31 protein-coding genes are annotated in these 25,353 nt (G+C 70.7%); 19 read left to right on the top strand and 12 right to left on the bottom strand.

All coding sequences use genetic code 11. From position 1 onward, the window contains the following. Window positions 1-3 precede the first annotated feature (3 nt). Complete coding sequence (locus K1T35_RS23635) at window positions 4-240, top strand: hypothetical protein (RefSeq protein WP_220262276.1); 237 nt, start codon at window positions 4-6, stop codon at window positions 238-240. A gap of 5 nt (window positions 241-245) precedes the next feature. On the opposite strand, the gene K1T35_RS23630 is transcribed toward K1T35_RS23635, so the two are convergent. Further along, the gene (locus K1T35_RS23630) at window positions 246-1,298 is read right to left on the bottom strand and encodes a response regulator receiver protein (protein ID WP_220262275.1); all 1,053 of its coding nucleotides are present in this window, start codon (window positions 1,296-1,298) and stop codon (window positions 246-248) included. A gap of 339 nt (window positions 1,299-1,637) precedes the next feature. Between K1T35_RS23630 and K1T35_RS23625 the strand changes: the two genes are divergently transcribed. The 5 genes from K1T35_RS23625 (at window position 1,638) to K1T35_RS23605 (ending at window position 4,474) form a co-directional block, all read left to right on the top strand. Next, window positions 1,638-1,832, top strand: a complete 195-nt coding sequence (locus K1T35_RS23625) for a hypothetical protein (protein ID WP_220262274.1) — start codon at window positions 1,638-1,640, stop codon at window positions 1,830-1,832. A gap of 125 nt (window positions 1,833-1,957) precedes the next feature. After that, window positions 1,958-2,371, top strand: coding sequence for a nuclear transport factor 2 family protein (locus K1T35_RS23620; RefSeq protein WP_220262273.1), 414 nt, complete (start codon window positions 1,958-1,960; stop codon window positions 2,369-2,371). Window positions 2,372-2,482: 111 nt separating this feature from the next. After that, on the top strand, window positions 2,483-3,112 hold the full coding sequence (locus tag K1T35_RS23615; protein ID WP_220262272.1) for a TetR/AcrR family transcriptional regulator: 630 nt from the start codon (window positions 2,483-2,485) through the stop codon (window positions 3,110-3,112). Then, window positions 3,105-4,265, top strand: coding sequence for a serine hydrolase domain-containing protein (locus tag K1T35_RS23610; protein WP_220262271.1), 1,161 nt, complete (start codon window positions 3,105-3,107; stop codon window positions 4,263-4,265). Before K1T35_RS23615 ends, K1T35_RS23610 begins: the two co-directional genes overlap by 8 nt. Further along, a complete protein-coding gene (locus tag K1T35_RS23605; RefSeq protein WP_220262270.1) occupies window positions 4,262-4,474 on the top strand; it encodes a helix-turn-helix domain-containing protein in 213 nt (70 codons plus the stop codon). Before K1T35_RS23610 ends, K1T35_RS23605 begins: the two co-directional genes overlap by 4 nt. Before the next feature lie 106 nt (window positions 4,475-4,580). On the opposite strand, the gene K1T35_RS23600 is transcribed toward K1T35_RS23605, so the two are convergent. Further along, window positions 4,581-5,441: a zinc-binding dehydrogenase gene (locus K1T35_RS23600; protein ID WP_255622652.1), complete on the bottom strand. Its 861-nt coding sequence runs from the start codon at window positions 5,439-5,441 to the stop codon at window positions 4,581-4,583. Between the two features lie 213 nt (window positions 5,442-5,654). On the opposite strand from K1T35_RS23600, the gene K1T35_RS23595 reads away from it, so the two are divergent. Continuing rightward, window positions 5,655-6,281, top strand: coding sequence for a TetR/AcrR family transcriptional regulator (locus K1T35_RS23595; RefSeq protein WP_220262269.1), 627 nt, complete (start codon window positions 5,655-5,657; stop codon window positions 6,279-6,281). 66 nt (window positions 6,282-6,347) lie between these two features. Here K1T35_RS23595 and K1T35_RS23590 read toward each other — a convergent pair whose 3' ends face one another. Beyond that, window positions 6,348-6,944: an ABATE domain-containing protein gene (locus tag K1T35_RS23590; RefSeq protein WP_220262268.1), complete on the bottom strand. Its 597-nt coding sequence runs from the start codon at window positions 6,942-6,944 to the stop codon at window positions 6,348-6,350. Window positions 6,945-7,120: 176 nt separating this feature from the next. Between K1T35_RS23590 and K1T35_RS23585 the strand changes: the two genes are divergently transcribed. Further along, entirely contained in the window at window positions 7,121-8,293 is a 1,173-nt protein-coding gene (locus tag K1T35_RS23585) for an epoxide hydrolase family protein (protein ID WP_220262267.1), read from the top strand. Window positions 8,294-8,332: 39 nt separating this feature from the next. On the opposite strand, the gene K1T35_RS23580 is transcribed toward K1T35_RS23585, so the two are convergent. Then, window positions 8,333-8,953 carry a TetR/AcrR family transcriptional regulator gene (locus tag K1T35_RS23580; protein WP_220262266.1) on the bottom strand — a complete coding sequence of 207 codons (621 nt, stop codon included), beginning with the start codon at window positions 8,951-8,953 and terminating at the stop codon, window positions 8,333-8,335. Between the two features lie 101 nt (window positions 8,954-9,054). Here K1T35_RS23580 and K1T35_RS23575 point away from each other — a divergent pair, with 101 nt between their 5' ends. The 3 genes from K1T35_RS23575 to K1T35_RS23565 all read left to right on the top strand — a co-directional run bounded on the left by K1T35_RS23575 (window position 9,055) and on the right by K1T35_RS23565 (window position 13,137). Next, complete coding sequence (locus tag K1T35_RS23575; RefSeq protein WP_220262265.1) at window positions 9,055-9,858, top strand: siderophore-interacting protein; 804 nt, start codon at window positions 9,055-9,057, stop codon at window positions 9,856-9,858. Between the two features lie 35 nt (window positions 9,859-9,893). Further along, on the top strand, window positions 9,894-12,041 hold the full coding sequence (locus K1T35_RS23570) for a 2Fe-2S iron-sulfur cluster-binding protein (RefSeq protein ID WP_255622507.1): 2,148 nt from the start codon (window positions 9,894-9,896) through the stop codon (window positions 12,039-12,041). Between the two features lie 88 nt (window positions 12,042-12,129). Next, window positions 12,130-13,137, top strand: coding sequence for an RNA polymerase subunit sigma-70 (locus K1T35_RS23565; protein WP_220262262.1), 1,008 nt, complete (start codon window positions 12,130-12,132; stop codon window positions 13,135-13,137). A 15-nt stretch (window positions 13,138-13,152) separates the two neighbouring features. Here K1T35_RS23565 and K1T35_RS23560 read toward each other — a convergent pair whose 3' ends face one another. From K1T35_RS23560 to K1T35_RS23530, 7 genes are all read right to left on the bottom strand, one after another. Continuing rightward, window positions 13,153-13,719 (bottom strand): dihydrofolate reductase family protein, encoded by a 567-nt coding sequence (locus K1T35_RS23560; protein WP_220262261.1) that lies wholly within the window; start codon window positions 13,717-13,719, stop codon window positions 13,153-13,155. Window positions 13,720-13,797: 78 nt separating this feature from the next. Next, window positions 13,798-14,178, bottom strand: a complete 381-nt coding sequence (locus tag K1T35_RS23555; RefSeq protein ID WP_220262260.1) for a hypothetical protein — start codon at window positions 14,176-14,178, stop codon at window positions 13,798-13,800. Beyond that, the gene (locus K1T35_RS23550) at window positions 14,175-14,408 is read right to left on the bottom strand and encodes a hypothetical protein (RefSeq protein WP_220262258.1); all 234 of its coding nucleotides are present in this window, start codon (window positions 14,406-14,408) and stop codon (window positions 14,175-14,177) included. The genes K1T35_RS23555 and K1T35_RS23550 overlap by 4 nt, the downstream gene beginning before the upstream one ends. 124 nt (window positions 14,409-14,532) lie before the next feature. After that, window positions 14,533-15,264 (bottom strand): dienelactone hydrolase family protein, encoded by a 732-nt coding sequence (locus tag K1T35_RS23545; RefSeq protein WP_220262257.1) that lies wholly within the window; start codon window positions 15,262-15,264, stop codon window positions 14,533-14,535. 138 nt (window positions 15,265-15,402) lie between these two features. Further along, entirely contained in the window at window positions 15,403-16,008 is a 606-nt protein-coding gene (locus K1T35_RS23540) for a hypothetical protein (RefSeq protein ID WP_220262256.1), read from the bottom strand. A 127-nt stretch (window positions 16,009-16,135) separates the two neighbouring features. Beyond that, a complete protein-coding gene (locus tag K1T35_RS23535) occupies window positions 16,136-16,381 on the bottom strand; it encodes a hypothetical protein (protein ID WP_220262255.1) in 246 nt (81 codons plus the stop codon). Between the two features lie 18 nt (window positions 16,382-16,399). After that, window positions 16,400-17,536, bottom strand: a complete 1,137-nt coding sequence (locus tag K1T35_RS23530) for an inorganic phosphate transporter (protein WP_220262254.1) — start codon at window positions 17,534-17,536, stop codon at window positions 16,400-16,402. Window positions 17,537-17,739: 203 nt separating this feature from the next. On the opposite strand from K1T35_RS23530, the gene K1T35_RS23525 reads away from it, so the two are divergent. The 4 genes from K1T35_RS23525 (at window position 17,740) to K1T35_RS23510 (ending at window position 21,097) form a co-directional block, all read left to right on the top strand. Beyond that, window positions 17,740-18,282 carry a TetR/AcrR family transcriptional regulator gene (locus K1T35_RS23525; RefSeq protein WP_220262253.1) on the top strand — a complete coding sequence of 181 codons (543 nt, stop codon included), beginning with the start codon at window positions 17,740-17,742 and terminating at the stop codon, window positions 18,280-18,282. 209 nt (window positions 18,283-18,491) lie between these two features. After that, window positions 18,492-19,274, top strand: a complete 783-nt coding sequence (locus K1T35_RS23520; RefSeq protein WP_255622506.1) for a DUF4956 domain-containing protein — start codon at window positions 18,492-18,494, stop codon at window positions 19,272-19,274. A 62-nt stretch (window positions 19,275-19,336) separates the two neighbouring features. After that, complete coding sequence (locus K1T35_RS23515; protein WP_220262251.1) at window positions 19,337-19,990, top strand: histidine phosphatase family protein; 654 nt, start codon at window positions 19,337-19,339, stop codon at window positions 19,988-19,990. A 111-nt stretch (window positions 19,991-20,101) separates the two neighbouring features. Further along, window positions 20,102-21,097, top strand: coding sequence for an IS481 family transposase (locus tag K1T35_RS23510; RefSeq protein ID WP_220262250.1), 996 nt, complete (start codon window positions 20,102-20,104; stop codon window positions 21,095-21,097). Between the two features lie 117 nt (window positions 21,098-21,214). Here K1T35_RS23510 and K1T35_RS23505 read toward each other — a convergent pair whose 3' ends face one another. Beyond that, window positions 21,215-21,877, bottom strand: a complete 663-nt coding sequence (locus tag K1T35_RS23505) for a TetR/AcrR family transcriptional regulator C-terminal domain-containing protein (RefSeq protein ID WP_220262249.1) — start codon at window positions 21,875-21,877, stop codon at window positions 21,215-21,217. 84 nt (window positions 21,878-21,961) lie between these two features. On the opposite strand from K1T35_RS23505, the gene K1T35_RS23500 reads away from it, so the two are divergent. The 4 genes from K1T35_RS23500 (at window position 21,962) to K1T35_RS23485 (ending at window position 25,330) form a co-directional block, all read left to right on the top strand. Continuing rightward, window positions 21,962-22,669 carry an NAD(P)-dependent oxidoreductase gene (locus K1T35_RS23500; protein ID WP_220262248.1) on the top strand — a complete coding sequence of 236 codons (708 nt, stop codon included), beginning with the start codon at window positions 21,962-21,964 and terminating at the stop codon, window positions 22,667-22,669. Further along, a complete protein-coding gene (locus K1T35_RS23495) occupies window positions 22,666-23,856 on the top strand; it encodes a DUF418 domain-containing protein (protein WP_220262247.1) in 1,191 nt (396 codons plus the stop codon). The genes K1T35_RS23500 and K1T35_RS23495 overlap by 4 nt, the downstream gene beginning before the upstream one ends. A 70-nt stretch (window positions 23,857-23,926) precedes the next feature. Then, on the top strand, window positions 23,927-24,139 hold the full coding sequence (locus tag K1T35_RS23490; protein ID WP_220262246.1) for a hypothetical protein: 213 nt from the start codon (window positions 23,927-23,929) through the stop codon (window positions 24,137-24,139). A 21-nt stretch (window positions 24,140-24,160) separates the two neighbouring features. Then, window positions 24,161-25,330: a tyrosine-type recombinase/integrase gene (locus K1T35_RS23485; RefSeq protein ID WP_220262245.1), complete on the top strand. Its 1,170-nt coding sequence runs from the start codon at window positions 24,161-24,163 to the stop codon at window positions 25,328-25,330. Window positions 25,331-25,353 lie beyond the last annotated feature (23 nt).

Genomic DNA, 25,353 nt, shown 5'->3' with positions numbered 1-25,353 from the left:
CATTTGGTACCCCCATACGACGAGCAGCTCGGCCGGACCGCCGGGATCGCCGGACGCCCCCGCACCCTGGGTAGCAGCACCACGGAGCGCGCCCGCAAGGCCGTCGGCGGGCGGCTGAGGGAGGCGATTCAGCGGATCGGCGCGGTCCTGCCGGAGCTGGGCGCGCACCTCGACCGCTCGGTGATCACGGGCACCACCTGCCGATACGACCCCGCCGAACCGCTGACCTGGAGGCTCTGAAGGGGTCAGGGGGCGGCGGCGTCGCGGATCGCCGCCGTCACCAGGGCTCGGAGCTCGGCTGTGTCGCGTCCGCGAGCCTGCCTCGCCTCGGCGTGGGCGCGCTCCAGGTCGGCCTCCACACGGGCGCGCAGGGCCGACTCCGCGTCGGCGCGTTCCCGCGCCCCGGCCAGCTCCTGATCACTGCGGTGCCGAGCCTCGCGCTCGACGGCGAGCGCCGCCGCCGCCTCGTCACGGGCAGCTCCGACCGACGTCAGCCGTGCCCGAACGTCTGCCAGCTCGGCCCGGAGCCGCTCGTCCTCGGCGCGAGCTGTCGCCACCGCCGCCCGCGCCTCGCCCAGCTCGGCACGCAGGCCGTCCGCCTCGACCCTGCGTTCCTCGGCACGAGCGTGCGCCGCGTCCCGCTCGGTGACCGCCCGCTCGGCACGCACCATCGCTTCCCGGGCCGCCACGTCGGCCTCGGCGGCCCGGCGGTCCGCGTCCCGGGCCCGCTCCTCGGCCTGTCCCCGCGCCGTCACCGCGTCCTGCGCCTGCTGACGGGCGGCGCCCAGCGCCTCGGTGGCGTCGAGGGCCTGCCGCGCCGCCGCGGCGGCTCGTTCCACGGCGGCGGCCCGCTCCTCCCCCGCCTGCGCGGCCTGCTCCCGCGCTCCGCGCGCGTCGCGCTCCGCGCGTTCCTGTGCCTGCTGCGCCTCGACGCGGGCCGCCTCGGCGTCCGCGGCTGTGCGGTTGGCCGTCTCCACCGCGGCGAGCGCGCCGCCCTCCACCTCGTCGAGCCGGGCCCGGACGGCGGCGAGGGCTTCGGCGAGGTCCGCGACCGGGCCGTGCAGGGCGTCAACGTGCTCCCGCAGCCGGTCGGCGTCGAGCTGGAACGTCGCGCGCCCCGCGTCGAGGCCGAGCGCGTCGAGGGCGTCGCGTTCCGCGCGCGCCATCTGCGCGCACGTGCGACCACCCGGCCAGCGGGTGTCGCGGCAGAAGGAGCGGCGCCTGCCGCCCTGGGGTCCGGGAGGGGGCAGCTCGGTCCTGCACTTGCTGTAGCCGCAGCGTACGGCCTCGTCGATCATGGTTCCGCAGGTTACACGTTTGTAGTTCGCGAACTGAGGAACCTGGTTTGCGTTTCATCTAGCAAACCAGGAGCCAACGAAACGACTGTTTCGTTGGTGTGCGTCGACCAAGGCGGCGTCCTGGAGAAGGACCCCCGCGATCGAGCCCTGGAGGGCATGCGGGCAGCCTGGAGCAAGATCCATCCGAGGCGCGTGCGATCGCCCTGAGGAGGGCGCTGAGCCGGTTCTCGGATCGATCAGCACCGTGTGATCCGTCCGAGATCAGCCTGAGCGCCCTGCCGGGGGTGCTCAGGCGCATCTCGCAACGATCACTGCGGCTTCGCCGAGCGCGTCCACGCCGTGCTGCCCCGCCTGCACGCCGCCGCGGTGCTGCACGACACGCTCGTTGCCCAGGCCGTCGACAGGCCGCAGAAGGCCCCGCCGTTCACCGTGCCCGGCGAGCTGGTGCGGCAGGCGACCGGGCAGCCGTGGCCCACGTGGCGGGAGCTCATGGAGAGCGGCGGCTGGGGCGACTACGAGGGCTACCGACCCTGACTGTCATAACCGCGCGCTCCGCCTCTCGTGCGTCCTGCTCTCCTCCGCTCACTGCATCGACCCAGATGGACCGCGGCGCTACGGTCGCAGCTCACGTACTCCCCACCGGTGTTGGAGGCGGACCCATGGCGCAGGGCGTCGATCTCGAGGCTATCCATCCCGCTGTCGAGGCCGGGTTCAATGATCAAGACCTCGATGGGCTGATGCGGCTATACGCGCCAGATGCCAGGATGATCCTGCTCGACGGCTCGACCGCGACGGGTTCGGACGCGATCCGCGAGCAATGGTCGGGGCTGCTCGAGATGGGTGGGCACCTCGCCATACGCAGCCGCTACGCGATCGAAGCAGGTGACCTGGCGATCCTCAGCAACGAGTGGACGCTGAGGACCGGGGACCAGACGACGTCCGCCGTGACCGCCGAGGTCGCCGCGCGTCAGTCGGAGGGCGGCTGGCTCTACGTCATCGACCACCCCTGGGCCGGACTGGAGCCGGACGAGCTGGCCGCGCTCAGCGCGGCGATGGCTCCCGCCGAAGTGTGAGCCCACGAGGGCGCCGGGCGGCGCGGGCGGCCTGTTGCTGCGCGCGGTACGAGGTGGCGGGGAGTGGCCCCCAGCCGTAGGCGCGTAGGACGAGTGCACTAGTTTTAGGTCGTGCAACCTAATCCTGGGTCGAGCGAACAAACGTTCACCGAGGCCGCACGCCGGAAGCAGATCGTCGCCGCCGCGATCGAGACCATCGCCGAGCTCGGCTACGCCAAGGCCTCGTTCGCGCAGATCGCGCGGCGGGCGGGGCTGAGCAGCCCGGGGTTGATCTCGTACCACTTCGCCAACAAGGACGACCTGATCGGGCAGGTGGTGGCCGAGATCTACGCCACCGGTGGCGCCGTGGTGCGCCCGCACAGCGACGGCGCAACGTCGGCCTGGCAGGCCCTGCGCGGGTACCTGGAGGGCAGCGTCGCCTTCTACGACAGCCACCGCACGTACATGGGCGCACTGGTGCACATCCTCCAGGGCCACCCGGAGGCCTTGGGGCGCTGGGTCGGCGCCAACAACGTCGCCGAACTCGACGCGGTCGAGGAACTGCTGGTCCGCGGGCAGCGGGCGGGCGAGTTCCGCGAGTTCCACACCCGAACCGTCGCATTGATCATCCGGCAGATGCTGTCCGGAGCGCTGCAGCACCTGCTGACCCAGCCGGACGTGGACCTGACCGGCTACACCCACGAACTGGTGGCCATGTGCGAGCACGCCCTGGCCGCACCCGAAGGGAAGACCGGTGACTGAGATCGAGGGCGAGATCGCCCCGGGGTTCGAGGCGGTCCGCGACGCGTTCGCGGCCAACTTCGCCGAGGGCGCCGAGGTCGGGGCCGCGGTCAGCGTGTACCGGCACGGCGAGCAGGTCGTCGACCTGTGGGGTGGGGTCGCCGACCAGCAGGAGGGCCGGCCATGGCGGCGGGACACCCTGCAGGCCGTCTTCTCCACCACCAAGGCCATGACGGCGGCCTGCGCGCTGCTGCTCGTCCAGCGCGGTGAGCTGGACCTGGACGCCCCGGTGCAGGAGTACTGGCCGGAGTTCACCGCCCCGGCCAAGGTCCGCTGGCTGCTGACCCATCAGGCCGGCCTGCCCATCGTGGACCAGCCGGTGCCGCTCGCCGACGCGCTGGCATGGGAGCCGGTGGTGGCGGCGCTGGCCGTCCAGCAGCCGTTCTGGACACCGGGTACCGAGCACGGCTACCACGGGCTGACCTTCGGGTGGCTGGTCGGCGAGGTGGTGCGGCGGGTGACCGGGCGCAGCCTCGGCACCTTCTTCCGGGAAGAGATCGCCGAACCCCTCGGCCTCGACTTCTGGATCGGACTGCCGAAGTCCGAGCACCACCGGCTGAGCCGGATCATCGCGCCCGAGCCGCCCGATCCCGACTCGGCGGCGGCGTTCGACATCGACGCGTTGCCCGAGGAGATGCGCGACATGATCGCCGCCTACAGCGACCCGACGTCGCTGAGCGCGCGCGTCATGTCCATGGTGGTGCCGCCCATGGACAACAACGACCCGGACGTGCTGTCCGCGGAGATCCCGGCAAGCAACGGGGTGGGCACCGCCAGCGCACTCGCCGGCTTCTACGCGGCGCTGATCGGTGGCTTCCTCGAGCCGGACACGCTGGCCCTGGCCACCACCGAGCAGGCCGCGGGCAAGGACCGCATCATGCGCGCCCCGGTGCGTTGGAGCCACGGCTTCTCGCTGGCGACGCCGGAGACGCCGGGGCTGCCGCCGGGCGGGTTCGGGATGGGCGGGATGGGCGGCTCGATCGGGTTCGCCGACCCGGCAAGCGGGCTGGCGTTCGGCTACGTGATGAACCGGATGGGCAGCCCGATGGGCCCCGACCCGCGGGCCGTTCGGTTGATCACGGCGGCCGTCGAGAGCGTCGAGGAGCAGCGATGACGACGAACGGTTTCACCCCGCAGGAGGACGCCGAGGACCTGGCCATCGTGCTCCGCGAGGCCCGCGAGATGCAGGGGGTATCGGCGGCGGAGCTGGCCCGCCGCACCGGCGTGCGCACCGCGGACGTCCTCGAGTTCGAAGCGGCCCAGGTCATCCCCGCCCGGGACCAGTTCGCCGTATACATGCGGGCGCTCGGGTTCGAGGCCTGAGCCTCGAGAGGGTGTGGCCTCCGACGTCCACGGCCGGCAACACCGAGCCAGGATCCAGGGTGGGGCCCGAGTCGAGCGGGGCGGGGCGGTCAGTCCTCGTCCTTGCTCAGAACAGCAGAACGGGACGGCCCCGTACGCCGCCGGCTTCGACGAGCCGGTGCGCCGATTCCGCCTGGTCGACTGGAAATGTCGCCGCGACGCGGAGCGTGAGGATGCCGGCCTCGGCCTGGTCGCGTAGTTCCGTCAGGGCCGCCGTGTCCCGGCGCCGGTCGTACACGAACACGGGGCACCAGCGCACACCACGGTCCGCAGTGCCGGTGAACCCCTGAACAGTCGCGATGCTTCCGCCGTCGCGTACCGCTGCGGTCACCGTGTCGTTCATCACCGCGCCGTCGATGATCCCGTCCGTGCCGCTGGGGCACAGATCACGGACCCGTTCGGCGAATCCGTCCCCGCGTGCGAGCACGTGATCGGCGCCGAAGCCGATGACGAGGTCCCGGTCCGTCTGGGCCGCGTCGGCGATCACCGTCAGCCCGGCGGCCTTGGCCAGTTGCACCGCATAACCGCCGACCGCACCGGCCGCTCCGGTCACCGCGACGGTTGCTCCTGGCGGCAGCTCGAGGGCCTCCAACGCCATCCGCGCGGTCAGCGCGTTCATCAGCAGGGTCGACGCCGCCGCCAGGTCGGCCCCCTTCGGTGCGCGGACCACCGATTCCGCCGGCGCCACCACGTACTCCGCCTGCGCACCCAGCGCCAGTTTCGGCTCCAGCAGAGCGATCACCTCGGCGCCGACCGCCAATTCGGCGCGCACTCCCTCGCCGACCTCATCGATCACCCCGGCCGCGTCCCACCCCACCACGTACTTCTCGGCGGGCGGGAACAATTCGGGGCTGTAGTCGGCGATGACCCCGAGCCGCGCGTTGACGTCGGACGGGTGTACAGCGGCGGCGGCCACCTTGATCCGCACCTGCCCGGGCCCGGCATGCGGCTCCGGCAGATCCAGAACCCGCACGACCTCCGGACCGCCGAACTCGGTGAAACCCACAGCTTTCACTACGCCACCAAACGACCAAGTTGATCACGCCAGAACCCGAGACAAGCATGTTCCGGGTTCATGGAGGACGCTAACAGCCCCGATAGGCTCGATACAAAGTGGTCCTAGTGTGAGAAGAGAGCTGGCATGCCCGACTCCAGTGCGCGACTGCGCCGTCCCCCCGGCGTCTCGGGCCCTCCACGTGACCCCGCCCGGGATGCCCAGATCCTGCGTGCGGCCTGCGAGCTGCTCGCTGAGGGCGGGTATCCGGCGCTGACCATGGACAAGGCCGCGGCACGAGCAGGGGTGGGCAAGGCGACCGTGTACCGGCGCTGGAGGTCCCGCGCAGAGCTTGCCGCCGAGGCGCTGGACCACGCTGGTCTCACCGACGACCTCGTCCCGGTCACGATCGGTCGCGGCCAACTCCGCGCGGAACTCATCGCGACCATGACCCGCGCCACTCGGAGCACGGACTACTCGCGCGTCGACCTGCTCTCAGCCCTGCTCGACACAGCTCGCCACGAACCGGAACTGTGCAGCCTCGTCCGCCAGCGCTATATCGACTCCCTGCACCAAGCCGTCGAGGGCGTGCTGGCGCACGCGGTGGAGCGCGGCGATCGGCCCCCAGGCCGGACCGATCCGTCAGGTGATCACCCGATCGCGGTCTCCGCCGCCCTCGCTCTCCTGCTCCACTGGCAGCTTGTTCGCGGCCAGCAGATCAGCGACGACGACATCGCAGCGATCGTCGACGCCATTCTCATGCCTGTGCTCTGACGACTCGTACAGCGGCCACCCGCAAGCGATTGATCAGAAACGCCTGGGCTTCGTGCCGCCCGCGCGTCAACTCACGTTCGACGAACGGGCGAATGCGATAGCCCCGTTCTTGCGATGGTTGGCATTGAAGCGCGCCTTCTTCTGACGATTCCCGCACGTGTTCATGTCACACCATTTGCGAGTGCGACTTTGACTGGTGTCGAAGAAGGCGGCTCGGCAGGTCGGCGACGCGCACAAGGCCAATTTTCCGTCTCGTTCACCTGCGATGATGCTGATCGCGTCGGCGGCGATCACGCTGAGGGCATCCTCTACGCTGGAAGCCGAGCCGAGGCGCCATTGACGATTGCCCTCGGGCGTCAGGACGGCCGCGGCCCGACCTCGAATGCTGCAGTCATTGATGATTTGGACAGCAGACGCAGGGAGCGCGTCTTGGATCGCGGTCGCCGTCGCGGCGGCGTGAATTGCTTCCCTCAGTTCCCGGGCGAGCTCGAGCTGGGCGGTGGTGCAGGAGTCCACGGCCAGGCCGTTCACCGTCAGCCAGTCGACGAGTCGCTGCGGCGTGGGGATGCGCTCCACAGCGTTGCCATGACGCTCCGACAGAGTCCCCGTGAAGCTGGTCGCGAGCACGCTACCGAGGCGAAAGTCAGGGAACTCAGCACGCATGGAACCACCTTAGCCTCGACCGTCGCGATCTCCGCTGACACCGCAACCCGCCTGACCAGCCAGAGACCCGTAGCCCGGCAGCACCGGCTGGTTGCACGCCGGCATGAAGGCATGCTAGAACCGGCTTAGCCGGTTCGCAACAGGTTGTAGCCGGTCTCGCGATGGCAGGAGGTCTCATGCCCCGTCCAACCAGCGACGTGCAAGCGTTCGAAGCCCACGCAACCGACGCTGACCTCGACGATCTGCGTGCGCGACTGGCCGCGGCGCGGCTACCGGAGGCAGAGACGGTCCATCGCGCCGCACCCCACCCTCGCCGATGGAAACAGGGCGTGCCTCTCGCCGACCTCGTCGACGTCGTGAACTACTGGCGCACCGGGTACGACTGGCGATCGTTCGAAGAACGCCTCAACCGGATCGGCCAGTTCCGCACGACCATCGATGATCTGGGAATCCACTTCCTGCACCGCCGATCCGCGCGCGCCGATGCCACTCCTCTGATCTTGACGCACGGCTGGCCGGACAGCGTTGTTCGGTTCATCGATGTGGTAGACGAGCTGGCAGATCCGGAGGATGCAGACGCGCCGGCGTTCCACGTCGTGGTCCCGTCGCTTCCCGGCTTTGGTTACAGCGACAGACCGGCCACGACCGGGTGGGGAACCGAAAAGATCGCGGCCGCATGGGTGGAACTGATGGGAAGGCTCGGCTACAGCAAGTTCGCAGCCCACGGCGGCGACTGGGGAGGCAATATCACCACGGTCCTCGGCGGCAGGTTCCCGGCGCACGTTCTCGGCATCCACACCACGTTCGCGGAGGGGCCGCCCGGGTTGACGACGGACGGGCTGACGGCGGTCGAGCGCAAATGGGCCGAGGAAACCCGCGATTTCTGGCGCCACCGCGCGGCGTACGCGAAGCAGCAGGCGACCCGGCCGCAGACCATCGGCTACTCGCTCGTCGACTCACCGGTCGGGCTTCTTGCCTGGATCCTCGACAAGTTCGCCGAGTGGTCGGACACCGAAGACAGCCCGTTCGAGACGATTTCCCGAGACCGCGTCCTCGACGACGTCACCCTGTACTGGCTGACGCGGACCGGCGCATCGGCGGCCCGCATCTACTACGAGAGCCACAACTCGCTCGACCCCGAACTCCGGGTCGACGTCCCGTCAGCAATCACTGGGTATCCCCGCGACGTCGAGAAGTGTCCGCGGCCCTGGGCGCAGGAGCGGTACCGCCAGATCGTCCGATGGAGGTTGGCCGAAACCGGGGGACATTTCCCGTCGCTGGAGGTTCCCGGGTATTTCGTCAAGGACCTGCAAGAGGGCCTCGCGGCAGTGCTGGCCGCGACTCGGTGAACGCGGCCGGCGGCCGAGGCGTGCCCGGTGGAGCTGCGGCTACTGATCCCCGCGCAGGTAGCGGGTCACCATGGCGACCAGCTCGTTCTCGAACGTCTCGACGGGGACGGTCCGCGGAGCGGCCATGAACTTGTGCGTGTTCATCTCCACGGTGAACAGGATGATCTCCGCGGCGACGTCGGGATCCCCCACGCGGACGTCGGGGTGCCCGACGATCACGTCGCGGACCTGGGCCGTGCGCAACTTCCCGTGCCGGCTGATCGTGTCGAGCAGCTCCTGGGAGACCGGCGCCTCCTCGATCATCACCCGGAGCAGCCGGGGATCGTCGCGGTGGTTGTCGATCGCGTCGCGGACGAGCGCCTGGACCGTCGCCTCCAGCGTGCCGGGCGAGAGGTCGAGCGCGTCGGCGGCGGTCCAGGTGCCGCGGTCGATGTGCTGGATCAGGAGCTCGGCGAGGATGGCGTCCTTGTTCGGGAAGTACTGGTACAGCGAGCCGATGGAGATGCGGGCCCGCTCGGCGATGCGGTTGGTGGTGCCGGCGGCGTAGCCGTGCTCGGCGAAAACGTGAGCAGCCGCGGTGAGGATGCGCTCGCGCGTGAGCTCGGCGCGCACCTGGCGGGGCTTCCGACGTGGCTCCAAGCGGCGGTCTGCCGACGGCATCCTGGTCCTCCTCGAGGGCGCCAAAAGCGAGTAGCAAATACCTGAGCTAATGCTCACAATAGTGCTATGAGCTGCGAAAACAAGTCTCCCGGTGCCGTCTCGTGATCCCGAAGCTGCGGCTGCCCCGTGCCCGCACGATGATCACGCTCGAGGTGCGCCGCCGCGAGTCGCTGTCGCCGAGCTTCGCGAGCATCACCCTCGGCGGCCCGGCGCTGCAGGACCTGATCGTGGCCGGCGGCGACCAGACCATCCGGCTGTTCTTCCCGCGCGAGGGCCAGACCGCGCTGCGGATGCCCACCGCGTCGAACGAGGCGTGGATGGCCCAGGTGCTGCTGATGCCGAAGTCGGTCCGCCCGCAGGTCCGGAACATGACGGTCCGCCGCGCCCGCCCCGCCGAGGACGAGGTCGACATCGAGTTCGCCCTGCACGGCGACTCCCCCATGACGTCGTGGGTGCGCCGGGTGCGGCCCGGGGACCCGGCAGGCATCTTCGACATGGGCACCACGTACCGGCCGCCGGATCACGGGCAGTCGCAACTGCTCGTCGGCGACGAGACCGCGCTGCCGGCCATCCTTGCGATCCTCGACCAGGCGCCGCCGTCGCTGGCCGCGGAGGTCTACCTGGAAGTGCCGACCGCTGCCGATGTCCGTGACGTGGTGGCGCCGCCCGGGGTGCGAATCCACTGGTTCAGCCGCGACGACCTCGCGGACCAACGACCGGGAGCCGTCGTGCCGGAAGCGGTTCGCCGTGCGGCGATGCCGCCCGGCCGCGTCTACGCGTGGGTCGCGGGCGAGTCCCGGCTGGCCACGTCGGTGCGGCGGCACCTGGTCAACGACCGCGGCGTACCGAAGGCGGACATCTCGTTCGCGGGTTACTGGCGGCACGGCTGGTCGGCACCGGGCTGAGGGGGATTCCGATGCAGTCGAGCGCACTCCACCGTATGACGACGGTCGACCAGGTCGAGGCAGCACTGGGACGACCACCGTCGATGATCATGCTGAAACAGATCAGCGCCCTCGACGAAGGCTGCCGGACGGTACTGGCGCACAGCCCACTCGCCGGTTTCGGCTACCGCGACGCCGACGGCGTCAGCCGCACGACATTCATCGGCGGCAGACCCGGATTCGTGCGCGTCCACTCGCCCACGCGGATGTCGTTCACCCTGCCCGATGGCGATGCGCACGGCCCGGTGTCGTTCCTGTTCCTCCTGCCGGGCGTCGGGGAGACGTTGCGCGTCAACGGTTCCGTGGCAAAGCAGAAGGGTGCCGAGACGTTCGTAGACGTCGACGAGGCGTACGTGCACTGCGCGCAGGCCGTCATCCGCTCGCGCCTGTGGCAGCCACCCGCTCCCGCCGAGCCTGCGCCCGAGGTCGAGGGCGACGTGGCTGGGGGCGGGGGCCCGCTGTGCGGACCCGGCGTCGCCGAGTTCCTCGCCGCCGCCCCGTTCCTCGCCCTGTCCACCTGGGACGGGTCGGGTGGCAGTGACACCAGTCCGCGGGGAGACCGGCAGACCGTTGCGCGGATCCTCGACGGCCGGACGCTCGCCGTCCCGGACCGGAAGGGCAACAAGCGCGCGGACAGCCTCCGCAACCTCCTCCAGGACGACCGGCTCTCGTTCGCCGCACTCGTACCGGGGCGGACTGGGGTGCTGCACGTCAGGGGGCGGGGCTCGATCACCGACGACCCCGCGTTGCTGGAGACGATGGCGTTGCGCGGGACGCCCCCGCACGCGGCGCTGCTCATCGACGTCGAACACGCCGAGGTCACCGCCAGCGACGCCGTGACGCGATCGCGGGTGTGGACCGTGGCCGCACATCTCGAGACGGGCGCGGCGCCGGACCTGCTCGCGCTGGCCGGGGACCACCTCGCGGCGAACACGGCCGAAGCCGGGAACGGCCTGCTCGGTCGCGTGCTCCAGGTCGTTGCGGGGATCCCCGGGATCACCCGGGTGTTGCGGCTGGTGACGGACCGCGCCTACCGGTCCGGGCTGCGGAAGGAGGGCTACGAGGACATCGAGGTCGGCTCGCGGCGTGGCGGGCGACTGAAGGTTCCCGCCGTCGAGCCCGCGGCGGGGAACTCGTTGCGGGAGGTGCGGATCGCCGAGGTGCGCCGAGAGACGGCCAGCGCGGTGACCCTCGTGCTGGAAGACGCCGAGCACCCGGGTTCCTTCGACTTCCGGGCCGGGCAGTTCTTCACGCTGGTCGCGGACGTCGACGGCCGACCGGTGCGGCGCGCCTACTCGGCGTCGTCGGCGCCAGGGGCATCGCGGCTGGAGGTCACGGTCAAGCACGTCGAAGGCGGCCGGTTCTCGACCCACGTCCACCGGAACATGCGACCCGGCGACCGGCTCTCGGTGCGCGGTCCGTCCGGGGCGTTCCACGCCGACCCGGCGGCGGGGCACGAGGTCGTCCTGGTCGCCGCGGGCAGTGGTGTCACGCCGATGATGAGCATGATCCGCACCCTGCTGCCGGCAGCTCGGATGACTGTCCGGATCGCGCTGCTCTACAGCAGCCGCACGAAGGAGGAGGTCATCTTCGCCGACGAGCTCCTCCGGCTGGAGAAGGAACACCCGGAGCGGTTGTCGGTCACGCACGTCCTGACGCAGGAGCGCGGGCGGCTCGACGCTGCGGGCGTGCGCCGCTGGATCACCGAGCTGCGGCCGTCAGAAGACGCCCGGTACTACATGTGCGGTCCCGTGGCGCTGACGGACACGGTCCAGGGCGTCCTGACCGAGCTCGGTGTGCCGGACGACCACGTGCACCACGAGCGCTACACCAGCGGGGCGGACACGACCACCACGATCGTCGCGCCGCAGCAGATGATCGTCGAGGACGGGGTGCACGAGGTCGGCTCCGTGGTGGTCGAGCCCGGCCAGACGCTTCTCGACGCCGGGCTCGCGGCGGGGCTGCCGATGCCGTACTCGTGCACGGTCGGCAACTGCGGGGACTGCATGGTGAAGCTCCGGGGCGGGGAGGTCGCGATGAACGGGCCGAACTGCCTCACGCCGCAGCAGAAGGCCGACGGCTACGTCCTGACGTGCGTCGGCTGCCCGCTGTCCAAGGTCAGCCTGGACATCGCAGAGCCGTGACGGCCGGAGCCGCGGCTTCACCGATCAGAAATCCTTCGCCACGCCGTCAGTTCTGGTAGCCCTCGCACCGGTGGAAGGATTGATGACCATGACCGACGCCAGAGAGCTGGGCGCCGACGAGGCCGCGTTCATCGCGGCAGTCCGCTCGGATGACACGGCGCGGTTCGCACACGTCACCGAGCGCCACCGGCGTGAGCTGCAGGTGCACTGCTACCGGATGCTCGCGAACTACGACGACGCCCAGGACATGACGCAGGAGACGTTCCTGCGAGCGTGGAACAAGCGGGAGTCGTTCAAGGGCCACGCCGCGCTGCGGACCTGGCTGTACCGGATCGCGACGAACGCCTGCCTCGACTTCCTGGAGAAGCGCAACGACCGCACACCTGTGCCGTCCGAGCTACCGGACCCCGGATCCGAGATGCTGTACCTGCAGCCGTACCCCGACCGGATGCTCCCCGAGGACCCGCAGGAATCGGTGGTGGCGCGGGAGACGATCGAGCTGGCGTTCATCGTCGCCGTCCAGCACCTGCCGCCGCGGCAGCGGGCGGTGTTCATCCTGCGCGACGTCCTCGGCTGGCCGGCGTCGAAGGTCGCCGGCGCCCTCGAGCTGACCGTCGCATCGGCGACCAGCGCACTGCAGCGGGCGCGCGTGACGATGCGCGAGCAGCTGCCCGACCGCCGCATCGACTGGCGGGGCCCCGCCACCCACGCGCTGTCGGACGACGAACGCGGCGTCGTGAAGTCGTACATCGACGCCCATGAGCGCAACGACCTCGACGGGCTGATGTCCCTGCTGCGCGACGAGCTGCGCTTCGCGATGCTGCCCGACATGGGCACCGTGCTCATGACGGCCGAGGACGCGGTGGACGGCTGGGTCTCCGGCGGGCTCTTCCAGCGCGGCCACGACGACTGGCGCGGTATCAGCACGACGGTCAACCGATTGCCGGCCGCCGCGCTGTACCTCCGCACCCCCGACGACCCGGACTACCGGTTGTTCGCCATCGCGGTCCTGCACATCGTCGACGGGAAGATCGCCGAGCTCACCGGATTCGACGCAACCGACAAACCATGGCTGGGCCTGCCCCCGACGCTGTGATGGCACAAGCCGTGCTCAGCGCCTCGTCTCGTACCGGGTCAGCACCACGCCGCCGGGAAACGTCCGCGTCTCCACCAGGTTCAGGTTCACCCAGCTGTCCAGCGCCGCGAAGAACGGTGTACCGCCGCCCAACAGGACCGGGTAGGTGGCCAGCTCGTACTCGTCGATCAGCCCGGCCCGCATGGCCGCCCCGGCGAGCGTGGCGCCACCGATGCTCATCGGGCCGCCGTCCTCTGCCTTGAGCCGGGTGATCTCGGCGACCGCGTCGCCGGTGACAAGACGGGTGTTCCAGTCCACCTTGTCGATCGTCGAGGAGAACACCACCTTCGGCGTGTCCCGCCAGTTCCGCGCGAACTCGATCTCGGCCGGGGTGGCGTTGGGCTGCTCGTCGCCGGTCGGCCAGTAGGAGCTCATCGTCTCCCACAGCTTGCGCCCGTACAGCGTCAGATCGCACGCCCGCTCGTGGTCGAGCCACCACTGGAACAGCTCGTCGCTCGGCGGCCCGCTCCAGCCGATGTCGTCGCCGGGCGCGGCGATGTAGCCGTCCAGGGTCACGTTCATGCCGAAGATCAGTTTCCGCATCGTGCCAACCTCCCGTGAGTCGATCTCACACATACAGACGGGCGGGGCGCGGAAACCTAATCGGTGCCCCCTGATCGTTCAGGGGAGCTGATCGATGTCCACTCCGGCTGCCCGGAGGCCGGTGTAGCGGGAGGCGTCGGCTGTGACCAGCGCGTAGCCGCGATCGTGGGCGCAGAGCAGGGCGTGCGCCTCGGGCTGGTCACCACCGAATGCGCCGACGGCGCGAGCGCGGGTGGCGTCGAGGTCGTCCACGACGGTGATCGGCAGGCTGAGCAGCACCAGGAGCACCAGGTGGTCCTTGTCGGGCAGCTGCGCCCACGCGGCGGCGATCGCGGTGGAGGGCACGACCAGCACGATCGCCTCCTCGACCGCGGTCCAGACCAGCGCGGCAGCGTAGATCGACTCGCCGCTGGCGAACCCGACGAGGGCGGAGGCGTCGAGGACCCGGCCGCCGATCACCTGCGAGCGAGCCCGAGGTCACGTCGAACCCGGTCGAGCTCCTCCTGCGGCGGCCGCCCTCCGGGGAGAACCCGCTCGAGCTCGGCGAGGGCGCGGGCCCGGTCGCGCCTGAGGCGCAGGGCGCCCGCGACGTACGCGCTCAGGCTCTCCGCCTCACCGGCCGCGACAGCAGCGCGGGCATCCCCGAGCAGCTCCGGATCGAGGCTGACGGTCACACGCTCAGCAGTCACACCGAAAGGGTAGAACCGTCATACTGCCCGCCGCCAGCGGACCCCCGGTTCCGCCCACCGTGTCGGAAGCCCAGCGCCTTCGTCGACAGCTCCTATCGTCTGCTGCCGGCCGGACGGCCCGGCCTCACTTCAGGTGCCGGGCGAAGAACCGGTTCCCGTCGTCCCCCTCGAACTGCGGTACGCCGGTGTGCCCGCCCATATTGGCGTGCAGCGTCTTCTCCTTGGTGCCGAAGGCGTCGAACAGGTCCAGGGACATCTGCCGGTCGTTCCATTCGTCGTCCCACTGCAGCAGGACCTGCAGCGGAATGGTGACCTGCCGGGCCTCCTCGAACATCGTGCGCGGCACGAAACTCCCGGCGAACAGAACGGCGGCCGAGATGCGCGGCTCGACCACCGCCAGCCGGACGCCGATGGAGATCACCCCTCCCGCGTACCCGACCGGCCCGCCGATCTCGGGCAGCGAAAGGAGGGCGTCCAGGGCGGCCCGCCATTCCGGGACCGCCTTGTCGACCAGCGGGAGGACGAGCCGGTCGATGATCTCGTCGTCGACCGGCTCGCCGGCCTCCAGCGCGCGGCGCAGGTCGGCGCGGGCCTCCTCGGCGGCGGCGGAACGGGGCCGGTCACCGCTGCCGGGGAGCTCGATGGTGGCCGCGGCGTAGCCCTCCGCCGCGGAGTGTCGGGCCCGGGCCACCAGCCGGGGGTACATCTTGTGCAGTCCGCCGGGGTGGCCGAGCAGGATCAGCGGGGCCGGTGCGGATGCGGATCCGGGCGTCCACAGGATGCCGGGGATCTCGCCGAGGGCGAACTCGCGTTCGAGTACGCCTTCGTCGAGGCGCTGTTCGGAGGTGAATCGCATGGCCGTGCCTTTCGGGAGTGCTCTGAACGGCGCTCCCGGACGACCTATCGTCCGACCGTGACCCCGGAGGGGAGCACCCATGTCGATACAGCGTTCACGGGTACCACCTCCTCGTTCTCTCGCACGGCCGCCGGAAAGCTAGCAGTGGTCGCCGTGGTCCGCCAACAGGGTTTGCGGCGGCTCGTTGGTGTTCGACGCTCGAGCGGCGATGGGTACGGGCTGGTCTCCGGGCAGGAGCAGCTGCGGGACCTGCGCAAACCGCCAGCCGTCGCCGGCGCGGACGAAGACCCAGACCATGTCGTAGCGATCTGCCGGCCAATGCTGCGGCGGGGCCGGGGTGATCGCGGCGGTGATCTCCTCGAGGAGGTCGACGATCTTGCTGAGCGACTTGTGGTGCCAGGACACGAGGGTGACGCCGGGGCGGTCGACGAGCTCCGCGGCGAGCTGCGCCTCCTGGCCCGGTTCGTAGCGGTCGTCCACCTCGAGTCCGAGCTGCCTCGCCAGCGGCTCGACCGTCTCGATCGAGCGCCTGCTGCGGCCGTGCCGCGCCGCGGCGGCGTAGACGGCGTCCGGGCGCCACAGGCCCGTCGGCGGCCCGCCGCGCATCGGGGCGAAGAGCTCGACCAGTGCCCCGGCCCGCTGCCAGCCGTCGATGGTCAGGGAGCGCTTGTCCCGCCGCCCGGACGGACTGATGCCCGACACGGGTCCGGTCGGCAACGGCTTCTCCGCGTGCCGGATGATCATGAGGACCTGCCGGCGAACCGACCCTCCGAGAGGCTGAGGTGGGACCGGCGTCAGTGGGTGGTCCGCGGGGCGCCGGGGGGCCGACCCGACGTCGACGACTGTCATGAGGATCGATCTCCAGGCGCTGTCAGGCGACGATCTGCCAGAGCCCGAACAGCACGATCATCGCCGCCACGAGGAGGCAGATCGCGCCGACGGCCGTGCCGGATCGGGCGGAGAAGGCGGTCATGGACTGTCCTGACGCCGAGGCCGGTGCGCGGTGGGCACCGCGTGCCGACAGACCCACGACGGCCAGGGAGATCAGCCCGACGACGGCGATGGTCGAGCCGAACGAGACGAGCTGAACGATGAGCAGTGATCCCCAGTCGATCATTGTGCTGGCTCCTCCTGGTTACGCGACCGCTCGGGCGGGCGCGACGACGGCGCGCCGGGCGAGGGGCTCGTCGTTGACGGTGGTGGCGGTGACCGGCCTGCGCCGGGAGAGCCGGTAGATGCCACCGGCCAGTACGACGAGGACGACGGCGACCAGCACGGTTCCGGTGGTGCCACTGGATGCCGTCCAGGCGGCCAGCCCCCCGAGGACGGCCGCGGCGGGCAGGGTCAGCAGCCAGCCGACGAGCATCTCGGCCGCCACCCGCCAGCGCACGGTGCCCGAGCGGCGGCCCGCCGCGCTTCCGAGCACGGCTCCGGCGGTGACCTGCGTGGTCGACAAGGCGAAGCCGAGGTGCGCCGAGCTGAGGATGACCGCGGTGCTCGCGGTCTCGGCCACGAAACCCTGGGTGCTCTCGATGTTGCTGATCCGGTGGCCGAGGGTCCGGATGATCCGCCAGCCCCCCATCGCGGTGCCCGCCGCGATGGCCAGCCCGCACAGCAGGATCACCCAGAGCGGCGGAGCGGAGTGCGCCGGCAGCAGGCCGACGGTGATCAGTGTCAGGGTGATCACGCCCATGGTCTTCTGCGCGTCGTTCGTCCCGTGCGCCAGCGCGACCATCGACGCCGACACGACCTGTGCGTTCCGGAAGCCCCGGGTGGTCGTGCGTGGGTCGCCGTGCGCGGCGATGCGGTAGGCGAGCCATGTCGCGGCCAGCGCCACCAGCCCGGCCACGATGGGCGAGAGCGCCAGCGGCACCAGCACCTTGCCGACCACCGTGGAGAAGTGGATGGCGCTGGTTCCGGCGAACACCCACGTCCCGCCGATCAGGCCGCCGAGCAGGGCGTGGGACGAGCTCGACGGCAGCCCGGCCAGCCAGGTGAGCAGGTTCCACAGGATCGCCCCGACCAGCCCTCCGAAGATCACCTGCGGGGTGATGCGGGCCTCGTCGACCAGGCCGCTGGAGATCGTCAGAGCCACCTGCACCGACAGGAACGCCCCGATCAGGTTCAACGCTCCGGCCAGCAGCACCGCGACCCGGGGCCGCAGGGCCCCGGTGGCGATCGAGGTCGCCATCGCGTTGGCCGTGTCGTGGAAACCGTTCGTGAAGTCGAACAGCAGCGCCATCAGGATGACCGCGATCACCAACACGGACATGTCGTCACTCCGATGCATGGGTCATTCGCGCCGCCCGACGCGGTCAGCGGCAGTCCTCGACCGGCTCGTCCGCCTCCGTGACAGGTCTATCGAGAACCACCACAGAAACGTAGCGCTTTGGCCTGGGGTAGGCTCATGCCTGTGACGTAAGAGTCAACACCTGCCACACGCGAAGCGTGTAGGTGTCGCTCAGGAGGTGCCCGATGCGCGCAGATGCTGCACGCAACCTCGACGCAGTTCTCCAGGCCGGAGCCAGGCTACTGGCCGAGGATCCCGGAGCGAGCGTCGCCGCCATCGCGACGGCCGCCGGGGTGGACCGGCGCACCGTGTACCGGCGGTTCCCCAACCGGGACGCACTGCTCTGCGGGGTGTTCCAGGCCAAGCTGGACGCGTTCGACGACGTCCTCACCCAGAGCCGACTGACGGAGGCGCCGGTCGGTGTGGCCCTGCACAAGTTCGTCGAGGGTGCCGTCGCGGTCGTCCGCAGCTACCCGGTGAGCAACGACCAGATGGACAGTTCGTCGAGCGTCTTCCAGAGGTTCGTCGAGCAGCGCGCGCGGGTCGAGGCCTTCCTGCGGCGGGCCGCGGACGAGGGGCTGATCCGGGCCGACCTGCCGGACGGGATGGCATGGGCCCTGCTGTACGAAATCGTGAACCTGGTGGCCCGCCAGTTCTCCGACCTGGAGACCGGCCGCGCCGCCGACCTCGCCGTCGAGGTCCTGCTGGGAGGCGTCGGCTCCAGCTGACCTGCCGTCCGCGCGGCACTTACTGACTCGCTCGTCACACCACTGTGGACCCGGCAATTCTAAGCGCTACGTTGATGTGGTGCTTGAAGGAGGAGCTGCTACAGCGCGGGGAGAGCGCCGCTTGCCGCGGCTGCCCGCCCCGCGCATCGGCGACGGCCGGAGCGGCACCCTTCGACCCGCTCACCGTGGATGACGTTGGGAGCCGACCGGTGAATGTCAATGATCTGATCAGCCAGGCCATCGCGCAGTACTCCGGCTTCGGGATCGAGCTCGCGATCGACCTCGTGGGCATCCTGTTGATGGCCTACGTGCTGTACTTCCGCCGCCACTGGCGGGCGGACCTGCTGCTGTCCTACGTGACGCTCAACATCGGCATCTTCGTCGTGATGTCCGTGCTGAGCACCGTGCGGGTGGACATCGCCATCGGCTTCGGACTCTTCGCGATCCTGTCGATCATCCGGTTGCGGTCCAGCGCGGTGACCCAGCAGGAGGTGGCCTACTACTTCGTCGCGCTCGTCATGGGTCTGATCAACGGATTGGACGTGGCCGACCGCGCGCTGGTCATCGCCCTCAACGTCCTGCTGCTGGTGGTCATGGCCGTGTTCGACAGCAAGCCTCTGCGCGACCGGTCCCGCCGCCTGGATGTCCACCTGAAGGGCGTGTACGACAGCGACGCGGCACTCGTGGCGGACCTCGAGCGCGAGCTGGGCGGGCGGATCATGTACCACGAGGTCACGGAGATCGACCTGGGGCGCCAGCACACCACCGTCGACGTGCGGTACCGGCCCGGGGCCGGCGTCAGCCGGCAGGGACGCTTCGAGGCGCTTGCCTCGGAGCCGGTCGCGCCGCCGGAGCTTCCCGCCGAGCGGGCGGAGCATCTCGTCTCCACCGGTGCTCGCGACAACGCCCAGAACCGGTCGGATCGGATGGAGGTTCTCGTTCCCACCGGTGCTCGCGACAGCGGCGAGAACCGGTCGGATCGGGTGGAGTGAACGACAAGAACGGAGGTACGACCGTGGTACCGGTTATGTCGAGGCCGCGATCGGGTCGGTCGGTGCGGCGAGTGCTCGTGGGTGTCGTCGCGGTGGCGCTGTCAGTGATGCTGGCCGCCTGTGCTGCCTCCCCGCAGACGTCGGGCACCTCGGCGTCGGGCACCGCAGCGCCGGGCACCGTGGTGATGGTGATCCGGCACGGTGAGAAGCCGGAAGGCTCGGAACCCGGCTTCGACGCACAAGGAAACAAGGACGACAGCTCACTGACCGCGGTCGGCTGGCAGCGGGCGGAACGGCTGGCGGATCTCTTCGATCCGCAGTCGGGGCAGCCCCGTACGGGGCTCGTCCGCCCCGCGGCGATCTACGCGGCCGGAGCGAACGACGACGGTGAGGGTGCACGCACCCGCGAGACGGTCGCACCGCTCGCCGAGCGGCTCGGGATCGCGGTGAACACCGACTACGGCAAGGGCGACGAAGAGAAGCTCGTCGACCAGCTGACCGCGGAGCCGGGACCCACCCTGATCTGCTGGGCGCACGGCGAACTGCCCACCATCGCCGACGCCTTCCCCGATGTGACGCCCACGCCGCCGAAGGACTGGCCGGACGACCGGTTCGACGTGGTCTGGACCTTCACCAAGACGGCCGACGGCTGGCACTTCGCCCAGCTCCCGGAGCTCGTGCTGCCCCAGGACCAGGCCGACGTCATCGACGACTAGCTGTACTGACCACAGAGGTTAGGGACGACGCGAGTCGGATGATCTTGATGTGAGGGAGGGCCTCCAGGTCCGGTGTGGATTGCGACATCTGCACCGACCAAGGAGGCCCTCGTGCTCCACCGTAACGCCCCGCTGACCCCGCTCGGGCGTGAGCGGCTGGCCCGCTGCATCGTCGAGGACGGCTGGCCGCTGCGCCCGGCCGCGCAACGGTTCCAGGTCTCGGTTGGCACCGCGGCCCGCTGGGCCGACCGGTTCCGCGAGGACGAGCCAGCCGGCATGCACGACCGCTCCTCCCGCCCACACCACAGCCCCCGCCAGACCCCGACCCGCACCGAACGACGCATCATCAAAGTCCGGGTCCTGCGCCGGTGGGGACCCGCCCGCATCGGGTTCCTGCTCGGCATCGCCGCCTCTACCGTGCACCGCGTCCTGACCCGCTACAGGATCGCTCGCCTGGCCCACCTCGACCGCGCCACCGGTCAGCGGGTGCGCCGCTACGAACACGACCACCCCGGCGAGCTGGTGCACGTCGACATCAAGAAGTTGGGCAACATCCCCGACGGCGGCGGGCACCGCATCCACGGCCGCGCCAGCGGGTCACGTAACAGCACCCGCAGCGCCCCGGTCACCAACAACAGCACCAGCCCCCGCGCCAAGCTGGGCTACGCCTACCTGCACAACGCCATCGACGACCACTCCCGGCTGGCCTACACCGAGATCCTGCCCGACGAAACCAAGACCACCGCCGCCGCGTTCTGGGCCCGTGCCGCGGCCTGGTTCGCCTCCTGCGGAATCGAGCGGATCGAACGCGTTCTGACCGACAACGGCTCCTGCTACCGCTCCCGCGACTTCGCCGCCGCGCTGGTCGCGACCGGCACCACGCACAAGCGCACCCGCCCGTACCGACCCCAGACCAACGGCAAGGTCGAGCGGTTCAACCGCACCCTGCTCGACGAATGGGCCTATGCCCAGCCCTACCCCAGCGAGACCGCCCGGCGCGCCGCCTTGCCTGACTGGATGCACCACTACAACCATCATCGCGGACACACCGCGATCGGCGGCCCTCCCGCCATCCGCGTCCCCAACCTCTCGGGGCAGTACAACTAGCTGACGACCAGACCGGCGCTCGCCGTGTTCGAGTCACTCGGCGCGTCCCACTCCCCCGCTCCGTGAGGCGACGAGTCGGTCTGGCCGGGCGTCGCCGGGGCTCCGCAGAGTCGAGCGCTACACCTCGTCGGGGCGCAGCGCGTCGAGGATCAACGAGAGGCCGAACTCGAACTCGGCGCCGTAGTCGTAGCCCGGGCGGATGGCGAGCTCCGTGATGAGCTCCGTGAGGTGTGGGTGGGCGTCGGCCGGCAGGTCGCGCAGGATGCCGTCTGCGACCTCTTCGAGCTCGGCCGGGCTCGCGAACGGCAGGCTCAGCTCCTGCAGGACGAACCCGTAGAGATAGCTGTCGATCAGCGAGAAGGCGTGCGCGGCCATCGCGACGGAGAAGCCACCCGCACGGAGAGCGCCCAGGGCGGCGTCGTGGTGGCGCAGGGTGGCGGGGCCGGGCCGCCTGCGGGAGTCCATGAGGCCGACGGCCCAGGGGTGGCGCCGGAGCGCCGCGCGCGACGAGGCGGCACGCTCGCGCATAGCCACCTTCCAGTCCGCAGCCTGCGCCGGGAGATCGATCTCGCCGAACACCGAGTCGACCATCCCGTCGAGGACATCCTCACGGCCTTCCACGCGGTTGTAGAGCGACATCGCCTGGACCCCCAGCCGGGCGGCGATCGCCCGCATGGTGACCCCAGCTTCGCCCTTCTCGTCGGCCAGCTCGATCGCGGCGGCGACCACCCGCTCTCGGCTGAGCGGCGCCCGGCCAGGTGCCGCGCTGCGCTCGCGCATGGATCCCTCCCGCTGCGACTTGACCAGCTTACACTGTAAGCCTACCGTGACTTACGGTGTAAGTCCGAGTGACGGGAGCGGGACATGGGCACGGACCGGATGCGAAAGGTCTGCATCGTCGGCGCCTCGGGGAAGCTCGGGCAGTACATGGTTCGGCACGCGCTGGACTCCGGGTACGAGGTCGTCGGCGTGTGCCGCGAGCGCAGCGTCGGCAAGCTCGCCGCGTTCGCGGATCGAATCACGATCGTTCCCGGACCAACGAACGACCGGGAGGTGATCCGAAGGGCGGTCGCCGGATGCGACGGCGTGCTGACCGTGCTGGCGCCATGGGGCGTGCAGCAGTACTCGTCGGGCACGGCGCAGGCTGTGCTCGACCAGGCCGAGCCCAACGCACGCCTGGTCTTCTCGTGCGGCTGGCACATCAGCCGGGACAGCGAGGACCGCTACTCGTGGAGGTTCACGGCGACGGTCCGGATCGTCACCTGGCTGGCCCGCCTCGTGCGCGCGGTCGAGGTCGACGACCAGGTGGAGGCGTGCCGGCGGATCTTCGCCAGCGACCGGCGGTGGACCGTGGTCCGCGGCAGTGACCTCGACGAGGGCGAGAGCCAGGGCCTGCCCGTGTGGAGCCGGCACGTCGGCGACCCGATCCTCGCGAGCAATCTGACCCGACGCGTGGACTTCGCGCTGTTCATGGTGGCGGCGCTCACGGATGACACGCTCATCCAGGAGGCGCCTGCGATCGTCGGGCGTCTCTCCCCCAGCGCGCTGGCCCACGCAGGCGAGGCTCGATGACGACGCGTGCCGTCGCGCCGGACCTTGCGCGCGGGCTCATGCTCCTGCTCATCGCGCTGGCCAACGTGCCCTGGTACCTCTACGGAGCGCCCACCTCGCCCGTCAGTGCGCACCGCACCGGCGCGACCGGTCTCGACGCGGTGTGGCAGACCGTCGCGATCGTCGCGATCGACGGGCGCAGCTACCCCCTCTTCGCCTTCCTCTTCGGATACGGCATCTGGCAGCTCTACACGAGGCAGCAGGCGGCCGGACGGGACGAGAGGTCCGCGCGACGCCTGCTGCAGCGGCGCCACGCCTGGATGCTCGTCTTCGGTGCGGTGCACGGCGCGCTGCTCTGGTACGGGGACGTCCTCGGTGCCTACGGTCTCATCGGCTTCGTCGTGGTCGGCCTGTTCCTGCACCGCAGGAGCAGAACCCTTCACAGGTGGGCCATCGCGCTCGGCGGCGTCTTCGTGCTGATCGCGGCATCGGTCCTGGTCGCCGGGATGGTCATCGCGCCAGCGACCGCGGGCGGGGCGCCGCAGCTGAGCGCAATCACACCGTACGTCGCCTCGATCGTGCCCCGGGTTCTGTTCTGGGTTCCCGCGACGATCGCGCAGGGCGTCCTCGGCTTCGCCGTGCCGATGGCCGTGCTCGTTGCGATCGCCTGCGCGCGTCGTCGCGTGCTCGAATCCCCGGAGGCGCATCGGCCGCTGCTCGTGCGTACCGCGGTCCTCGGCATCACCGTCGGTTGGGCCGGTGCCGTGCCGTCCGCGCTCGTGCAGCACGGGATCTGGGACGTCCCCGCGTGGTCGACGACCCCGCTCCACCTGCTGACCGGCCTGTTCGCTGGGCTTGGGTACGCGGCGGTGTTCGCCCTCCTCGCCGCGCGCTTCGCGACGACAGGGTCGCCCGGCGGGCTCGCGCGAGGCCTGACGGCGGTCGGCAAGCGGTCGCTCTCGTGCTACCTGCTGCAGTCGGTGGTCTTCGCGCCGCTCCTGTGCGCATGGGGCTTCGGCCTCGGCGGCGTCCTCGACGAGTGGCAAGCCGCGTTCGTGGCGGTCGCGACGTGGCTCGTCTCGATGGCGTTCGCCGTGCTGCTCGACCGCACCGGCAGGCGAGGACCCGCGGAGTGGCTGCTGCGCGCTCTCGCGTATGGCAGGAGGACCTCGTCCGCGACACCCGTAGGACAGCTTCAGAACACCTGAAGGTGACCGGCGGCGCGCCGCCGCCGTGCCGCACGACACGGTCGTCGCCCATACCCTCGGCAAGCCGCAGATGCCCCGCCGTTCAGCCGGACGGTCGTTCCCCGCGTGGCACAGCCGCTGGCGGACGGGCACCGCCCACCCGCTGCCCGACGACGACGCCCGCGCCCGGCACCGCGCCCTCGGACGCGGCCGACCGGGCTACCGTCTCGACGGCGTGCTGCTGCGCAAGCTGGCCGACGGCGACATGCTCACGATCCGGATCGACCTCGATCCCGCCGGATGATCATGCCGTACGGTCCTGCGAATGGAGCTGGACCCGCTCGTCGTGCTCGAGGCCGCCCGCGACCGCTCCCCCGCGATCCCCGCCGTGGACGAGTCGGTCTGGCCGGGCGTCGCCGACCCGCAGGTGCTGCGGGCCCAGCTCCTCGACTGGCTGTCCCAGTACGCGAACGCCGGCACCCGCCGCACCTACGCCTACGCGCTCGGGCTCCCGATCTCCTGGGTCGACCCCACCGACGAGCCGCGGCGCGGCGGGCCACCGGCCGCCGCGCCGGGCCCGTTGCACGACCTCGCCTGGTTCCGCTGGTGCGCCCGCCGCACCCTCGACCCCCGCGACGCCACGGCCGGGCACGTCAAGGCGTGGCTGCACGCGCTCGACGCGGCCGGCGCGCAGCGGCGCACCCGGCAGCGGATGCTGTCGACCCTCTCCGCGCTCTACGGCCACCTCGCCGAGACCGGCGTCGTCGCGGCCAACCCGGCGGCGCTCAACCGGGCCCGGCTCGGCCTCTCGTCCAGCGCCCGCGACGCGTCGCCCACCGTGCGGCTCACCGCGGAGCAGCTCAAGGCACTGCTCATGGCCGCGGCGCGCCTGCCGTACTCACGCAGCCCCCGGCTCGCCCGGCTCTACGCCTTGCGCGCGGTGGCCGTGGTCGCCCTGCTGACGCTCGGGCTGCGGATCTCCGAGCTCGTCGGCCTCGACCGCGACGACCTCTACCGCACCGGTGGCGACGACGTCCTGCGCGTGCTGGGCAAGGGTGGCTTGCACCGCGAGGTGTACATCACCGACCTCGTGCGCGAGGCCCTCACGGCCTACCTGGCCGAACGCGACCGCCTCGCGGGCACCGCCGTGCCCGCGCGCAGGGGCCGCACCACGTCCGGTGCCACGCCGATGATCGCCACTCGCGACGGCGGCCGCTGTTCCCGCGTGGACCTCTACACGCTGCTGCGCCGCATCGCCACCCACGCGGGCCCGGCCCTCGACGGCGTGGCCGAGCGCGTGCACCCGCACGCCCTCCGCCACGCCTACGTCACCATCGCCTTGGAGCAGGACGCTCGCATCCAGCACGTCCAGGCCGACGTCGGACACGCCACGATCGCCACCACGCAGCACTACGACCGGGGCCGCCGCACGAGGGAGAGCACCGCGGCCGACCTGGTGGCCGCAGCGATCGCCGCAGCCCCCGACCCACACTAGAGCCACTTCACACACCCAGCCCG

Origin of the sequence: Pseudonocardia sp. DSM 110487, assembly GCF_019468565.1 — a bacterium.
Taxonomy (GTDB): domain Bacteria; phylum Actinomycetota; class Actinomycetes; order Mycobacteriales; family Pseudonocardiaceae; genus Pseudonocardia.
The sequence above is the reverse complement of the archived record's forward strand: the minus strand, read 5'-3'. Positions and strand labels throughout refer to the sequence as shown.